Origin of the sequence: Nonomuraea sp. SYSU D8015 (assembly GCF_008065375.1) — a bacterium.
In the GTDB taxonomy this organism is placed as follows: Bacteria; Actinomycetota; Actinomycetes; order Streptosporangiales; family Streptosporangiaceae; genus Nonomuraea.
Genome location: NZ_VJYI01000017.1, coordinates 194,648 through 209,081, shown reverse-complemented (window position 1 = coordinate 209,081; position 14,434 = coordinate 194,648). Strand labels below are relative to the sequence as shown.

The window sequence follows — 14,434 nt, the reverse complement described above, 5'->3', positions numbered from 1 at the left end:
CAAACCACAACCAAGATCATTCTGTCAGGCGCTCCAAAAGCACGGGCCGCCAACTCGCCTACTGGCGCAGCGTGAGCCTGACGTCCCGACTGAGACCCCCGGGCAGCGCATCCGCCATGGATCCGAGGGGCCAGATGGCGTGGGGGGAGGCGCCGCGACCGCTGCTCATCTGAATACGTCGACCGCAAGCCCCGCTGTCATGTTCAACGACGCCAGACAGAGGAGTACAGGACCGGCGAGCAAAGCTCTCGGTCTCAGATCGACGGCGGTCGTGAGGCGAACACGTCATGAGCCGTTCGTCCGGGATGGTGAGCGGACAGCAGCGCTTCGGCGATCGCCGAGCGGGCGTACAAGATGTACCTGCCGGTGCGGTGCGCGGTGCAGAGCCCGGCCCTGCGGAGCGCGGTCAGGTGCTGGTTGACTCCGGGCTCGGAGAGCCCGGTGCGCTGGGCAAGGTCGCGAGTAGAGGCGGGCTGGTCGAGTTCGCCCAGCAGGCGGGCACGCGTCCTGCCGAGTACGGCGGCCAGCGCCGCGGGCGGGTCGAGCTCGCGCCGCTCCCACAGGGTGGCGATGCCGCGGGGCGGGTAGCGCACCGTCGGCTGGTACGGCGGCGTGGTGACCGAGAAGACCCTGGGCGAGGCGAACACGCATGGCACCAGCAGCAATCCGAGGCCGCGCAGCGAGCGGGCGCCGGACACGAACCGATGCCGGATCCGTAGCGTCCCGTCCTCCCAGGTGACGGCCTCGTCGAGGTCCGCCAGCATGCGCTGGGCGCCGCCCTCGGCCAGCAGTCTGGCCCGGTGGAGGATCTCTCCTTCCAGCAGGGATCTGATCCTCGGCCAGTACGGCGCCATCGCGGCCTCCCAGTAGCGTTCCACCTCCTCCGCCAGCCGCTGGAGTCCCTGCTCCGGGTCGTCGTAGAGGGCTTGGACCCGCTTCGTGCGCGGACCGGGGACCTTCTCCAGATCCGAGCGGACCCGGTCGGCCGCGCCCCGCATCGTGGCCAGTTCCAGCTCAAGGTCCGGCATGGACGTCGACGGCGGGGTGCAGGTGAAGCCGGCGATCACGACGGTGGGCACCGGGACGAGGTCGGACAGCAGCCGCCAATCGACGTCCTGGAGACGGCGGCGCACCCGGTCGGCCCAGGGGCGCAGGAGCGGGTGCGCTGACGGGTCCTTCACTGCCCGGACGCTGGCCACCACCTCGCCGAGCGGCGAGATCGCGAAGCGGAGGTTGGCGATGTCCCGGGCCGTGAACGACAGGTCAAGAGTCACTGGATTCGCTTCTCACTTAATTGATGGCGCCTTCGATCGCATCTCAGCAGTCTGAGGGACATGTCGGCAACTGTGATGGAAGAGCCGCTGCTGCGGCTTCGCGGATTCCGGAACCTCTTCGTCGCCGGGGTGGTGAGCCAGTTCGGAAGCCAGATCAGCTACGTCGCGCTGCCGCTGATCGCCGTCACCGCACTGGGCGCCGGGGCGGGCGAGGTCGGGCTCCTCTCCGCACTCGGCACGCTCACGGTGCTGCTGCTCGGGTTGCCCGCCGGGGCCTGGGTGGACCGGGTCAGACGGCGACCCGTAATGATCACCACCGATGTCCTGCGGGCCGGGGTGCTGCTGTCGGTGCCGGTGGCGTGGTGGGGCGGGTGGCTGTCCATGGGGCAGCTGTACGTGGTGGCGGTCCTGGTGGGCGCCGGGACGCTGCTGTTCGACGTGGCCTCGATGAGCATCGTGCCCGGGCTGGTGGGGCGCCCGCGGCTGACGTCCGCCAACTCGCTGCTGGTGGGGACCAACGCCGGGATGGACATCGCGGGGCGCAGCGCGGCCGGGCTGCTCGTGCAGGTCGCGGGGGCGCCGGTGGCGGTGCTGGCCGACGCGCTGAGCTACCTGTGGTCGGCGGCCTGGCTTCGCGGCGTACCCGAGCCCGCCGGGACCGAGGCGCCCGCCCGGGAGCCGCTCGGGCGGCAGATCTCGGCCGGCGTCCGCTTCCTCTTCGGCAATCCGGTGCTCGTGGCGGCCCTGGTCCAGGGGACGATGGCCAACCTGGCGTTCCCGCTCTGTTCGGTGCTGCTGCCCATCGCCATCGTCGATCAACTCGGTCATCCGGAGTGGGTGCTCGGCGCCTACCTCGCCGTCGGCGGGCTCGGCGCGCTGGCGGGCTCGTCGGCGGCGCATCTGATCGGCCGCCACCTCGGCACCGGCCGGGCCACCTGGCTCGTCAGCCTGGTCACGGCGCCGGCCTCGTTCCTGCTCCCGCTTCTCGGCCCGGGGCCGTGGCTGTGGGTGGCCGCGGCGGCGTGGTTCGTGCTGACCTTCCGTACCGGGGTCAACAACGTGCTACTGGTCAGCCTGCGGCAGAGGGTCACGCCCGACGACATGCTCGGCCGGATGACGGCCACGATGCGGCTGCTGCTCATGGGGGCGATCGGTCTCGGCGGGTTGCTGGCGGGCGCGATCGGTGAGCTCTGGGGCGTACGTGCGGCGCTCTGGCTCGGCGCTGTGATCATGGCCGCCAGTTGGGTACCGATCCTCCTGTCCCCGCTCCGCCAGCAGCCCTGAGGCGATGCCCCGTCGATCGGCCCGGCAGGCGCACGGCGGGGAGAGGGCCAGCCTGAACATTGACTCCACCGCTCTCCTGCTCGACGCGACCACGACCGGGCCCCCGTGACGTCACGCCATTCCCGGATTCCCAGGGGTGCCGGGATGGCCGGCGCTGTTCGACGCTGGTCCGCTCACCTCGTCGCTGAGCCGGCGGACCAGACCCAGGCCCACCCCCGTGTGAGGCATCAGGGTGAGCCCGGCGAGCCGATGTCAGATCCGGGTCATGGTCGACGCGTATCCGCCTCCGCCGGGGTAGACCCATTCGCCGGTGACCGCGGTGTCGTCGGCACTGAAGGTGCCCTCGTAGTACGCCGGACTGCCTTTTGCGCCGCCCCAGATGGTCAGCTTGTCCCCGGTGACCTCGTAGACGTAGTCGAGGGTGTTGCCGGCCGAGTCGTAGAAGCGCGACACCACGTCCGCGCCGACCGGCTCGCCGAACGGGTGCAGGTTTCCGATCACTTCCAAGCCGATGACCGGCTGGCCGAACTGGGTGAGCTCGACGTGCTGGAGCAGGAAGAACCGGCCGGGCATCCATTCGTACCGCACGGTTCCCTCGGCGCCGCCGGTGACCGCCCAGGTGCCGACCAGGCGGTCCAAAGCCTTCAGCTCGGCGCTCGGCTGGATGATCTCAGACATCTCGTTCTCCTCGGTGACTTTTTGGTGAGTGCTTGCCGGTACCTCGGAGGCGGCCGTCGATCCTCGACACATTCGGCATGTGACCTAGATCACATCGCTGCTGTGTCGAGATCCCGGATCCGGCCACGAGGTACCGGCAGGAACCCACCAAGGAGGAAATCATGGCCACCGTCGCCGTTCCCGCCGTCCACCGCTCGTCCGATCACCTTCTGCTCGCCGGCTCCCTCGCCGGGCCGGTCTTCTTCACCTCGGCCATCGCTCAGATGCTCACCCGTGAGGGCTTCGACATCACCCGGCACCCGATCAGCCAGCTGGCCACCGGCGACCTCGGCTGGATCCAGATCACGACGTTCGTGCTCGCAGGCCTGGGCGGTCTCGCGCTGGCTGCCGGCATCAGGCGCACAATCACCGAGGGGGCCGGCCGACGGGCGCTGCCGGTCCTCGTCGGGATCTTCGGCGCCGGGCTGATCGCCGCCGGCCTGTTCACCATGGATCCGGAGAACGGCTTCCCGGCCGGCACGCCCGACGGGCCTGTGGCCCAGATGTCCTGGCACAGCGTCGTGCACTCGGTCGCGGCCGCGCTTTCCTTCACCGCCCTGGCCATCGCCGCCGTCGTGCTGACCGTCCGGTGCGTGCGCCGCCGGGCCGCGGTGCCGGCCGTCCTGAACGGCGCCGCCGCGCTCGTCCTGCTGCTGCCCGTGTCGCCGGACCACATGAGCATCCAGATCGCCGTCAACGGCCTGGTCGCCTTCACCTGGACGACCGTCCTCGCGCTGTCCCTGCGCCGCGCCGCCTGATGTCCGGCCCGGCGTACGATTGCCCAACCACGATCAACAAGAGGATCCATCGTGAAGTACCTGTTGCTCAGTTACACGCCAGTCGCCGCCTGGGACGCAGCGACCGCCGACACCCCTTCAGAGGAGGCACTGGCCGCGTTCGCCGCTTACCAGAAGTTCGAGCAGGAACTGATCGAGACCGGCGAGTTCGTCACCAGTGAGGGCCTCGGCCACCCCGCGGTCAGCACCACGGTGCGCAAGACCGCGGATGGCGTGGTGGCGACCGACGGGCCGTTCGCCGAGCTCAAGGAGGTCCTGGCCAGCTTCGCCGTGATCGACGTGGCGAACCGGGAACGAGCGGTCGAGATCGTCTCGCGGATCGTCGAGGTGCTGGGTGAGCCGGTCGAGATCCGGCCGATCATGGGCGAGGACTTCACGGCGTGACCGGTCGCGCCCGGAGACGCCGGTCCGAGGCGAGGGGGCAGGAGGGCATGCGAGCATGACCGCGGACGTCGAGCACCTGCTGCGGACGGAGGCGCCGCAGGTGCTCGGTGCGTTGGTGCGGCGCTTCGGCCGCTTCGACATCGCCGAGGACGCGGTTCAGGAGGCGCTGCTGGCCGCGAGCCGGGCATGGCCGGCCGACGGCGTGCCGGAGAACCCGCGCAGCTGGCTGGTCAGGATCGGCTACCGGCGGATGGTCGACCTGCTCCGCGCCGATCAGGCCCGGCGCCGGCGCGAGCAGGAGGCCGGAGTCGCCGAACTGGCCATGCAGGAACCGGCCCGCCAGGCCTCTCCCCCACAGGAGAGCGACGACAGCCTCGCCCTCCTGCTGCTCTGCTGCCATCCCGCGCTGAGCGCCACCTCCCAGGTGGCACTCACGCTGCGCGCGGTGGGCGGCCTGACGACCGCCGAGATCGCGCATGCCTACGGGACCGCCGAAAGCACCATGGCCACCCGGATCAGCCGCGCCAAGCAGCAGCTGGTCCGCGCTGGCGCTCGCTTCACCCCGCCGACCGACGCCGACCGGGACAGCCGGGTGGCCGCCGTGATGCAGGTGCTCTACCTGATCTTCAACGAGGGCTACACGGCCTCCACCGGAGGCCGACTCGCCCGCGTCGACCTGACCAAGGAAGCGATCCGGCTGACCCGCATGCTCCGCGACCGGCTGCCCGGCGACCCCGAGGTGACCGGCCTGCTCGCGCTGATGCTGCTCACCGAGTCGCGGCGCCCCGCGCGCACCGGCGGCGAGGAGGAGCTGGTTCCCCTGGAGGAACAGGACCGGACGCAGTGGGACCCCGGCCTGATCCGTGAGGGCACCGAGCTGATCGACAGCGTCTGGAGCCGGCGCGAGGTCGGCCCGTACCAGCTGCAGGCGGCGATCGCGGCAGTGCATGCCACGGCCGCGTCGCCGCAGCAGACTGACTGGCCGCAAATCGCGGCGCTGTACCTCTGGCTCGAACGGCTCACCCCGACCGCGCCGGTGCGGCTGAGCCGGGTGGTGGCGGTGGCCCAGGCATACGGGCCGGCCCGAGGGCTGGCACTGCTCGACGACCTCAACCGGCGCTACCGGCTGGATCAGGAACCACTGACCCGGCAACGAGAACGTGCAGTACGCGCCCACCTGCTGCAGATGACCGGCGACGCGGCCGCCGCGGCGAGGCTGTACCGCGAGGCCGCAACCCTGACCGGCAACCAGGTCGAGCGGCGATACCTGCTCGACCGGGCCGACCGCCTCAGCGGTCAGGTGCGGTAGCGGCGGGCGCCGGTGTAGCCGTCGACCCGCAGTTCGTGGGGCTGATCTCGGCGGCGGCGACGGCCCGGTTCAGCGCCACCATCGGGTCGCCAGTGAGCCGCTCCAGCAGCCCGTACAGGCCGAGGACCTGCGGGGTCAGCTCGGACAGCAGGTCCTCGACCCGCGCGGTCGAGCTCACAGATCCGCGCCCGGCACGGGTCCCATGAGCCGGCGCACCTCGATCCGGTTCCGCAACGGCTCGCCAACGGGTCCGGGCGCCGCCGGCACCTGCGCAGCGATCTCGATCGCACGCGCCTCGGACTCCACATCGACCAGCTGGTAGCCGGCCAGCACCTCCTTGACCTCCGTGAATGGCCCGTCGATGACCACCGGGCCGCCCTGCCCGTCGACGGTCACGATCTTGGCCAGCCCCGGCGCGGTGAGCGCTTGCCCGTCCACCAGCTCACCATTGTCGATGAGCCGGACATCGGACCCACGCCGAGGCCGCCGTCGTACTTGGTCAGCAACATGTACCTGGTCATGGTCTCCTCCTCAGCTCTCGCGCACCGCGCCCTGGCGTGCCAGCAGCAGGTCCTCGACGGCCTTGGGGATGGTGGTCTCGAAGTCCAGCAGCTTCGCCCAGTCCGGCTCGAGGGTGATGAGGACCATCTGGTCGTACAGGGCCCGCACCCCCTTCTCCCAGCCCTCGAAGTGCTCGGCCGGGGTCACCTTCCTGGACGCTTCGACGTAGGCGTCCGGCACCCCGTCGACCAGCTCGAGCCGCACCGCGCCGCGGATCAGCAGCACCCGGGGCGGCCATTGACCCTGAGTGTCGACGGTGACCGCCACCCTGGGATTCTGTCGCAGCGCCGGGACCTTCGCCGACGTCGGCACGGTGGCCATGACCACGTGCTCGCCGGTCCACAGGAACCCGATCGGGATCACCCGCGGCGCACCGTCGACGCCGACGTAGGCCAGCCGCGCCGGGATCGACGACCCCAGCAGCTCCTGCGAGATCGGCTTGGCCAGCACCTCGGCGACCTCTTGGCGGTTCATGTGCTCCTCCCTTGTCGATTCGCGCGCGCCCAACCTGGCGCATTCGTCAGTCAGACGGAGCCGGCCGCGCGTTCTCGACATGGTCGCCTCCTTTTCACGCAAAAAAATCGGTCTCATGATCACCGCCAGTACCCGCCATCGGCAAGCCGCGTTCCCGAGCGGGAGCCGGGGGGACGCGGCGGCCCGGTGGGCCGCCGCGTTCGGGAGGGTGCGGGGTTCACGCGGCGGGGGCGGCCGTCTCCTCGTCGCGGGGGAAGAAGGGCAGCTCGATGTAGACGCGGCCGGCGGCGGCGAGGATCTCCGAGGCGTCGTCGACCGGCGGGTGGATGGCCTGGTTGATCCCCTTCTTGATGACCGCGCCGTCGGCGCCCGAGGCCATCACCCTGCGGTCCCAGCCCCGGGTGAAGAGCCCGCCGGCGCCGCCGAGGTCCAGGCAGGTGACGTACGGGCCGGGGGTGAAGTCGCGCGGCGGCACGCCGAGCAGGTCGGCCGCCGCGTTGTACCCGGCGACCTTGCCGAGCGGGGTGGCGTGCTGGCAGGCCTGCATGACCGTGTGCTCGGCGTCGAACGCCGCCGCGGCCGCGTCCCCGGCGACGAACACCTCGGGAAGGGCGCGCAGGTGCTGGTCCACCGGCACCCGGCCGAGGTGGTCGAGCTCGTCGGAGATCTGCCGGGTGAGCTCGCCGGCCCTCATCCCCACCGACCAGACCACCGCGTCCGCCTCGACCCTGGCGCCGTCGGACAGGACGGCGTATCCGTCGCCGACCTCCGTCACCGTCGTCCCGAGGCGGTATTCGATGCCGAGCTGGTCCAGCGCCGCCTCGATCTCCTTGCGCGGGCCCGGGCCGAGCGGGGCCGCGAGCACCCGCGACCGGTCCACCAGCAGCACCCTGCCGCGGTCGGCCAGAGCGGTCGCGGCCTCCAAGCCGACGAATCCGGCGCCGACGACCACGGCGGAGTAGTCCTCCCGGCCGCGCAGATGCTCGGTGAGCCGCCGGGCCCCGTCGAGGGTGTCGATGTCGAAGAGCCGTTCGGCGCCGGGCAGGCCGTCGGGCGGGAAGAGCTTGCTGCCCGCCGCCAGCACCAGGCGGTCATAGCCGATCTCCTCGCCGTCGGCCACCACCACGCGGCGGGCGGTGTCGATCGTGCTCACCGTGGCTCGCAGGTGCTCGACGCCGATCGGCTTGAGGATCCTGCGCAGCTCCACCTTGGCCAGGTCCGGCTCCGGCTCGTACAGGCGCGGCCGCAGCACCAGGTGGTCGTTCGGCGCGATGAGCGTGATGCGCAGGTCCGCCTCTCCGCGTGCCAGCGCCGCACCCGCCGCGCTCCACACGCCCGCGAAACCGCCTCCGATGATCACAACGTGTGCCACCGTCTTGTCCTCTTTCCACCTTTGCCCCCGGGGGTCGGGGGGTTCGGCAGGGAGACAAGACGGCGGGCTCAGGTGTGACCGAGGAGGGCGAGCTTGTCGGGATTGGCCAGTCTCCTGAACGCCGTGATCCGTCCGTCGGCGATCTCCACGGTGTCGAGCCAGACCAGCTCGCCGTCGCGGTAGGTCGCCAGGGCCGCCTGCCCGTTCACCTCGATGATCTCGAACGCGTCGGGGCGCCTGATCTCGATCTGCCTGATCGCCAGCAGGGCGATCCGCTCCGCGCCCAGGACCGGCCGGCGCGCGGCGGTCACCTTGCCGCCGCCGTCGGCGACATAGACGACCTCGGGGTGCAGCAACTCGACGAGCCCGGCCATGTCCCCCGCGTCGGCGGCCGCCTTGAACGCCCTGAGCACGCGTTCGGTCTCGGCCCTGGACGCCCGGGGCCGCTCCTCGACCGCGGCGACCCGCGCCCGCGCGCGGGAGGCGAGCTTGCGGCAGGCGGCGGGCGTGCCGCCGAGCACCTCGGCGATCCGGCTGAAGGGGAACGCGAAGACGTCGTGCAGCACCAGCGCGACGCGTTCGGCCGGGGTGAGCGTCTCCATGACCACCAGCATCGCGGTGCTCACCGACTCGTCCATGAGCACCTGGGCGGCGGCGTCAGGCCCGGTCACCAGCGGTTCGGGGAGCCAAGGCCCGACGTAGGACTCGCGCCGGACCCGCGCCGACTGCAGCACGTTGTACGACGTCCGGGCGGCCAGGGTCACCAGCCAGGCCCGCAGGTCCCGCACCCCGGACAGGTCGGCCGCGGCGGCGCGCAACCAGACCTCCTGCGTCACGTCCTCGGCCTCGGCCACGGAGCCGAGGATCCGGTAGGCCGCCCCGAAGACCGCGGGACGATGCGACTCCCAGTCGGCCTCGGCCAACGTGCCGGTCGGCTCCACCCTCGGCCTCCTGCCCCTCGGACCAGCGATCGACCTCCGATTCTAGGAACCGATCTCCTGGCCCGGACCCTCGGCCCGTGCCCTCCCCTACCCCCCGAGCTGGTCGCGCAGCCGTGCGCAGGCCCGCGTGAAGCGGTTGCGTCCCGGCCCCGCCGCCAGAGCCGTCACCTCCGGGATCGGGCCGCACGCACCCGCCCAGGCGGCGGCGTCCGCCGCGAGCGTCATCGCCTCCACGTGCACGACGGACGGCCGCTCGCCCTGGCCGGGCAGCAGGACGGGCAGCAGACTCGTCAGCATCCGCCACACCTCCGCGTAGGCGCCCTGCCGGGCGGCCTCGGCCAGCACGGCCACGACCGGGCGCGGCTCGACATGCGTGCGGCTCGTCAGCAGCGCGAGCTGCCGGCCCACCGTCTCGGCCGGCAGTCCGCCCCTGGCCGCCATCCGCACCAGCAGCGAGACGGCCTCCGGATGCCGCTGGGCCACGAAGTGGGCCAGGACGACCGCCGTCGCGTCACCGGCGGGCCCGTCGGCGTCGATCAGCCTACGCACGCACTCCGCGTAGACACCGAGGTGACGGCCCAGATCCGGCAGGTAGTTGACGGCCACGACCTCCCGGTGCGAGGGCAGGATCCCCGGCCACCAGCCCATCGCCTGGCCGTCCTCGGGCCAGAGCCTGCGCGGCTCGCGCAGCAGCTCGTCGAGGAGGTCGTGGCCGGTGGGCGCTGCCCGTAGCACCGGCACGAGGCGGAGCTCCCAGACGCGGTACCCCGGCTCGCGTTCGTCGTAGAAATAGTCCGTGGCGCCCTCCATGTAGGCCCACCGCAGACCTGCCTCCGGGTCGTGCAGCCCGCCCCCGGCCATCCACCCGGCGGCGACGGCGGCGGCCCGCGAGCCGAGCCCGGCCGCCCGCGCGGCCGCGGCGGGGTGCGCGCCCCTGCGCAGCCGCAGCAGCGCCTGCAGCAGGTCGGCGGTCAGCGGTTCGACACCGGCGGCCGCGCACGCCGCCAGCCGGTCCACCAGCACGTCCGGGTCGAGGTGGCCGGTCAGCACCGTGGGGGTGGCCAGCAGCACGGGCGGCAGCGCGCCCTCCCGCAGCGCCAGGTAGAGCTCACTGAAGCGGTGCAGCAGGAAGAAGTGCGGCGGAGCGACGCGTCCGGGCTGCGGGAGCCGGTTCCGGCGGCGGGACTCCGCCGCCGGGTCGGGCGGCTCGGGCCTGTGGAACAGCGGGCGCGGCCCGGCGTACGTGACGCCGATCCGGAACGCGCGGGGCTCGCCGGGCCCCGGCTCGGGGACCGGCAGCCCGTCGCGCATGGCGGCCACGCGTTCCTCCGACACGCCGATGCCCAGAAGCCGTTCGAAGACCTCCTCGCGCACGTGCTCGGGGAACTGCGCGAATGCCGGCTCCTCCCCCGGCTGCCCGGGCTCCTGTGGTCTCCCGGGTTTTCCGGCTTCCTGGGGTTCCTCCTCGTCGGCGTCCGGCACGACCCTGACGCGCACCCGGAAGCTCGCCCCCGCCCACGGATCGACGGGCTCGGGTGCGGGCACCCCGGGGTCGGAGCCGGGCGCGATCAGCTCCATGGCCAGGGCGGCGATCCACTTGCTGGGGTCGAGCCAGTGATCGTGGCGGAACACGTCGGGGTAGGCGCCGCCGAACTCGGCCGCGAGCGTCCGCCGCAGCTCCTCACGGTCACCGGCGGCCTGCGCCACGAACGCCGCCAGCCACCGCTCGCCCTCCACCCACTCGTACACGTCCCGCCCCAGCCGCACGGTGGGCTCCGGGAACGGCTCAGGCGCGACGGGCGTGAGCGGCGGCGGGGTGAACACCTCGGCCTTCTCCGGCTCCGGCACGTCCCCGCCGAACACGGCGGCGACCCGTGACCCGAGGGCCGGCGGGAGCAGGGGCACGGCCTCGGCGAGGACCTGTCCGGCCGGAGCGAGGACGGTGGCGTACCGGAGTGCGAGCCGGGCGGCCCGCCCCTGGACCTCGTAGGAGGCGTGCCCGAACGCCGCCGCGAGCGCGGGCGCCGCCTCGTCCGCAGGCGGCAGCTCCTCCTCCAGCCAGCGCAGGCCCGCCAGGGCCAGTTTGGACTCCGGGCGGAAGGTCAGCGCACCGACGGCCTCGGCCGCGTCGGCGCTCTCGTGAGGGCCGACGCGCCGCAGCTGCGCGAGCGCGAGCTCGGCGACCGTGCCCGGCGCGGCGGGCAGCAGCCGCAGGTAGTCGCGGGTCCGCGCGGCGACCTCCTGCGGCGTGGGGTCCAGCATTCGGTGCAGCCGGACGAAGAAGCGCAGGCCGGCGGCGTCCCCGCCGCGCAGGAAGCGGCGCAGGCAGCCGTCGAGCAGGTCCGCGCGCGAGACCCGTCCGGTTGCCTGCAGGCGCCCGATCATGGCCAGCCAAGGGGTGGGCCGGGGTTCGAGCCGCTCCTCGCGCAGCACGCGCCCGGCGCCCTCGGCCTCGAAGATCCGCGGCAGCAGCGGGCCGATCAGTGGGTCGTCGGCACTCGGCCGGGCCCTGAGCCAGGCGGTCACCAGCGGGTCGTGCTCGGGCGGCGGAGCGCCGCAGGCCCGCAGCAGCGCCAGCGCTAGCGAGGCGTTGCGGTCGTCGGCTGTGCGGATCCTCCTGGCCAGCCGGGCGGCCACGTCGGCCTGCCAGGCGGCGGGGCGGGCGGTGAGCACGCGGAGCACCTCGTCCGTCCCGCTCCAGGGACCGGTGAACTCGCGGCGGGTCAGCCAGGCGACCGCGGCGGCGGCCCCGGACAGGGTGCCTGCGCCCGCGACGCGCAGCGCCTCGCCGTGCCCGCCGATCCCATCGCCGGACTCCGTCTCGTCGAGGTCGAGCATCCACCGCCTCCCGGCACGGCGGTCGGCGGCCTCGCGCATCTCCTTGCGCAGCTCGGGCAGCCGGCGCGCCGCCCCGGCGCGCTGGTCGTCGCTCAGGTCGAGGACGTGGTCGGCCAGGTCATGGGATCTGCGGGCGATGACAAGCTCACGGACCCGGGCCCAGGCCGTCGTGGAGTCGGAGATCACGGTCATGGAAGCACCCTAAAGATCAACTCCGACATGTTCGGGTGCCATCCTGATCACAACTGGGTCATGACCGACAACCGCCACGTCGCCCTGGACTCCCGGCCGCCCGCCGTAGCGGGCCCATCGGACCTGACAGGCCGCCTATCAGTCATAGGCGCATTCACCGGCGTTTCCCGGGCCTGAAGAGCAGCGCGACCGCCGCCGGCAGGCGATGCGGCGTTACGGTCGTTGACCCCTTGGGCGGCCGATGTTTGACTCGGCCCGGTGTCGAACAGATCCTCGGCTGCTCGCGCGGCGGCACGGCTGCCTCGCGAGCCTGGCGTCTATCGGTTCCGCGACCGGCACGGCCAGATCCTTTACCTGGGGCGCGCCACCGACCTTCGGAGCCGGGTGCAGTCTTACGGGGGCGACCTGCGCGATCGCGCGCACCTGGCGGAGATGGTCGCCCAAGTCGCCCGCGTCGAGGCGGTGGCGTGCGACTCGGTGCACGAGGCCGCGTGGCTCGAGCGCAACTTGCTGGAAGCCGACATGCCACCCTGGAACCGCGGGCTGGGCGGTGAGGAGACGTCGATCTACATCCTGGTCGACACGCGGCCGCACACGGCCGGGGTGCGGCCCAGCTACGTCGCACGGTTCGACGGCGTCGTCGGCTTCGGTCCCTACCTCGGCGGAACGAGAGCACGGCAGGCCATCTCGGGGCTGCACCGGGCGTTCCCGCTGTCATACACGCGTGACCGGCTCACCGCCACCGAACGCGACATCGCGACACGGCGCGGCATCGGCCCGCAGTCCAGAGAACGACTGGCCGCGGCCGTCATCTCCGCGCTCGATGGGACGAACGCCGAGGCCGCGCTCGAAGCGCTGACAGCGGCCCGCGATCGTGCGGCGGGGGCGCTCAACTTCGAACTGGCCTCCCGGATCCACGGAGAGCTCGCCGCGCTCGAATGGGTGACGAGCGTGCAGCGCGTCACCGTCGAAGGCGGCGGCGACCATGACGTATGCGGCTGGGCGGACGGCCTCGCCGTCACGTTCACCATCCGCGGCGGGCGCCTGAATGGATGGGACCAGCGCGGGTGCAGTCGCTCGTCCGTCGCCCGGGCGAGCGCCGTCACGCCGCCTGAATGGGCCGGGTTCGCCCAGCGCAATGCCGAGCTGGCCGCAACGCTCATCCGAGCCTGACCGGGACGCCCCCGGGAAAAGGAGGTAGGGGCTCAGCAGTCCGCGCACCACGTCCATTCCAGGCGTCCGCGGAGAGGTAGCCGCCCTGGGCGGATCCTCCACACCTTCCCCGGGAACAAGCGTGATCGCCGCCATCTAGTTGTGCCATGCAACGAGATGGTTGTATGGTCGAACCGTGGCGGATGAGCGTGAACTGCAAGAAGCCGTGGGCCGGTTCGTCCGCGCCTTCGGCCTCCACCAGCCCGACCAGACCCCCTGCGGGCGGCCCATCCCGGTATCGGAAGCCCACGCGCTGGGCGAGCTGGCCAGGGACGGCGCGCTGCGGCAGAGCGAGCTGGCGCACCGGCTGCGTCTGGAGAAGAGCACGACCAGCCGCTTGGTCACGCAGCTCATCAACCGGGGCTGGGCCGAGCGCACTCCGGCCCCGGACGACGGGCGCGGCGTGCTGGTCCAGCTCACCCCCGCCGGAATCAACGCCGCGGAGCAACTGGCCAAGGCCAGAGCGGCCCGCTTCTCCGCGATCCTGGACCGCGTCCCGGAGAACGAACGCGACGGCGTCCTGCACGCCCTGGAAATCCTCACGGAGGCAACGGATGACCCTTAGGAATCAACGCATCTCGCTGCTGGTGGCCGGCCTCGCCGTGGTCGCCGTCGCATCGGCCGGATACGCGCTGAGCGGCCAGAGCGAACAGCCGGCGACGGCGGCCCGCCAGGCGGAGATCGCCGCCAAGAGCCGGCAGGTGATGCCCTTCGATCTGGACCGCACCACCCACCGCTTCACCAAGTCGGCCACCGGCGGCCTGCAGACGGTCTCCGCGGACGACCCCGCCGACGCCCAGCAGGTCGAGCTGATCCGGGAGCACCTGGCCGAGGAGGTCGCAGGCTTCAGCAAGGGCGACTTCGGCGACCCGGCGTCCATTCACGGTGGCGAGATGCCCGGTCTGCGCGAGCTCGAAGCGGGCCATGACCGGATCGACATCCGCTACGCCGACACTCCCGCCGGAGCCCAGATCACCTACACCACCTCAGACACATCGCTGATCAAGGCGCTGCACGCCTGGTTCGACGCCCAGGTCTCCGACCACGGGCAGCACGCCGAACACGGATGACGCACCCCA

The 14,434-nt window shown here is 72.3% G+C and carries 15 protein-coding genes; 7 read left to right on the top strand and 8 right to left on the bottom strand.

Annotated features, from left to right (window positions below; translation table 11 throughout):
• Window positions 1-254 precede the first annotated feature (254 nt).
• Entirely contained in the window at window positions 255-1,274 is a 1,020-nt protein-coding gene (locus ID574_RS45625) for an ArsR/SmtB family transcription factor (RefSeq protein ID WP_188195307.1), read from the bottom strand.
• Window positions 1,275-1,334: 60 nt separating this feature from the next.
• Between ID574_RS45625 and ID574_RS45620 the strand changes: the two genes are divergently transcribed.
• Entirely contained in the window at window positions 1,335-2,558 is a 1,224-nt protein-coding gene (locus ID574_RS45620; RefSeq protein WP_223167751.1) for an MFS transporter, read from the top strand.
• 252 nt (window positions 2,559-2,810) lie between these two features.
• Here ID574_RS45620 and ID574_RS45615 read toward each other — a convergent pair whose 3' ends face one another.
• Window positions 2,811-3,236 (bottom strand): hypothetical protein, encoded by a 426-nt coding sequence (locus tag ID574_RS45615; protein ID WP_188195306.1) that lies wholly within the window; start codon window positions 3,234-3,236, stop codon window positions 2,811-2,813.
• A gap of 161 nt (window positions 3,237-3,397) precedes the next feature.
• On the opposite strand from ID574_RS45615, the gene ID574_RS45610 reads away from it, so the two are divergent.
• From ID574_RS45610 to ID574_RS45600, 3 genes are read left to right on the top strand one after another with little or no spacing between them, the layout of a single operon-like run.
• Entirely contained in the window at window positions 3,398-4,033 is a 636-nt protein-coding gene (locus ID574_RS45610; RefSeq protein WP_188195305.1) for a DUF998 domain-containing protein, read from the top strand.
• A gap of 51 nt (window positions 4,034-4,084) precedes the next feature.
• The gene (locus ID574_RS45605) at window positions 4,085-4,456 is read left to right on the top strand and encodes a YciI family protein (RefSeq protein ID WP_188195304.1); all 372 of its coding nucleotides are present in this window, start codon (window positions 4,085-4,087) and stop codon (window positions 4,454-4,456) included.
• 55 nt (window positions 4,457-4,511) lie between these two features.
• Window positions 4,512-5,765, top strand: coding sequence for an RNA polymerase sigma factor (locus ID574_RS45600; protein WP_188195303.1), 1,254 nt, complete (start codon window positions 4,512-4,514; stop codon window positions 5,763-5,765).
• Here ID574_RS45600 and ID574_RS45595 read toward each other — a convergent pair.
• From ID574_RS45595 to ID574_RS45570, 6 genes are all read right to left on the bottom strand, one after another.
• On the bottom strand, window positions 5,746-5,943 hold the full coding sequence (locus tag ID574_RS45595; protein WP_188195302.1) for a hypothetical protein: 198 nt from the start codon (window positions 5,941-5,943) through the stop codon (window positions 5,746-5,748). The genes ID574_RS45600 and ID574_RS45595 overlap by 20 nt on opposite strands.
• The gene (locus ID574_RS45590) at window positions 5,940-6,203 is read right to left on the bottom strand and encodes a YciI family protein (protein ID WP_223167750.1); all 264 of its coding nucleotides are present in this window, start codon (window positions 6,201-6,203) and stop codon (window positions 5,940-5,942) included. Before ID574_RS45590 ends, ID574_RS45595 begins: the two co-directional genes overlap by 4 nt.
• Window positions 6,204-6,296: 93 nt before the next feature.
• Window positions 6,297-6,800, bottom strand: coding sequence for a pyridoxamine 5'-phosphate oxidase family protein (locus tag ID574_RS45585; protein ID WP_188195301.1), 504 nt, complete (start codon window positions 6,798-6,800; stop codon window positions 6,297-6,299).
• Window positions 6,801-7,017: 217 nt separating this feature from the next.
• Window positions 7,018-8,172: an NAD(P)/FAD-dependent oxidoreductase gene (locus tag ID574_RS45580; protein ID WP_188195300.1), complete on the bottom strand. Its 1,155-nt coding sequence runs from the start codon at window positions 8,170-8,172 to the stop codon at window positions 7,018-7,020.
• A 68-nt stretch (window positions 8,173-8,240) separates the two neighbouring features.
• Window positions 8,241-9,113 carry an RNA polymerase sigma factor SigJ gene (gene sigJ / locus ID574_RS45575; protein ID WP_188195299.1) on the bottom strand — a complete coding sequence of 291 codons (873 nt, stop codon included), beginning with the start codon at window positions 9,111-9,113 and terminating at the stop codon, window positions 8,241-8,243.
• An 87-nt stretch (window positions 9,114-9,200) separates the two neighbouring features.
• Complete coding sequence (locus tag ID574_RS45570) at window positions 9,201-12,143, bottom strand: DUF6493 family protein (protein ID WP_188195298.1); 2,943 nt, start codon at window positions 12,141-12,143, stop codon at window positions 9,201-9,203.
• Between the two features lie 258 nt (window positions 12,144-12,401).
• Here ID574_RS45570 and ID574_RS45565 point away from each other — a divergent pair, with 258 nt between their 5' ends.
• From ID574_RS45565 to ID574_RS45555, 3 genes are all read left to right on the top strand, one after another.
• A complete protein-coding gene (locus tag ID574_RS45565) occupies window positions 12,402-13,316 on the top strand; it encodes a GIY-YIG nuclease family protein (protein ID WP_188195297.1) in 915 nt (304 codons plus the stop codon).
• Window positions 13,317-13,491: 175 nt separating this feature from the next.
• Entirely contained in the window at window positions 13,492-13,920 is a 429-nt protein-coding gene (locus tag ID574_RS45560) for a MarR family winged helix-turn-helix transcriptional regulator (RefSeq protein ID WP_223167749.1), read from the top strand.
• A complete protein-coding gene (locus tag ID574_RS45555; protein WP_188195295.1) occupies window positions 13,910-14,425 on the top strand; it encodes an aspartate carbamoyltransferase in 516 nt (171 codons plus the stop codon). The genes ID574_RS45560 and ID574_RS45555 overlap by 11 nt, the downstream gene beginning before the upstream one ends.
• Window positions 14,426-14,434: the final 9 nt, after the last annotated feature.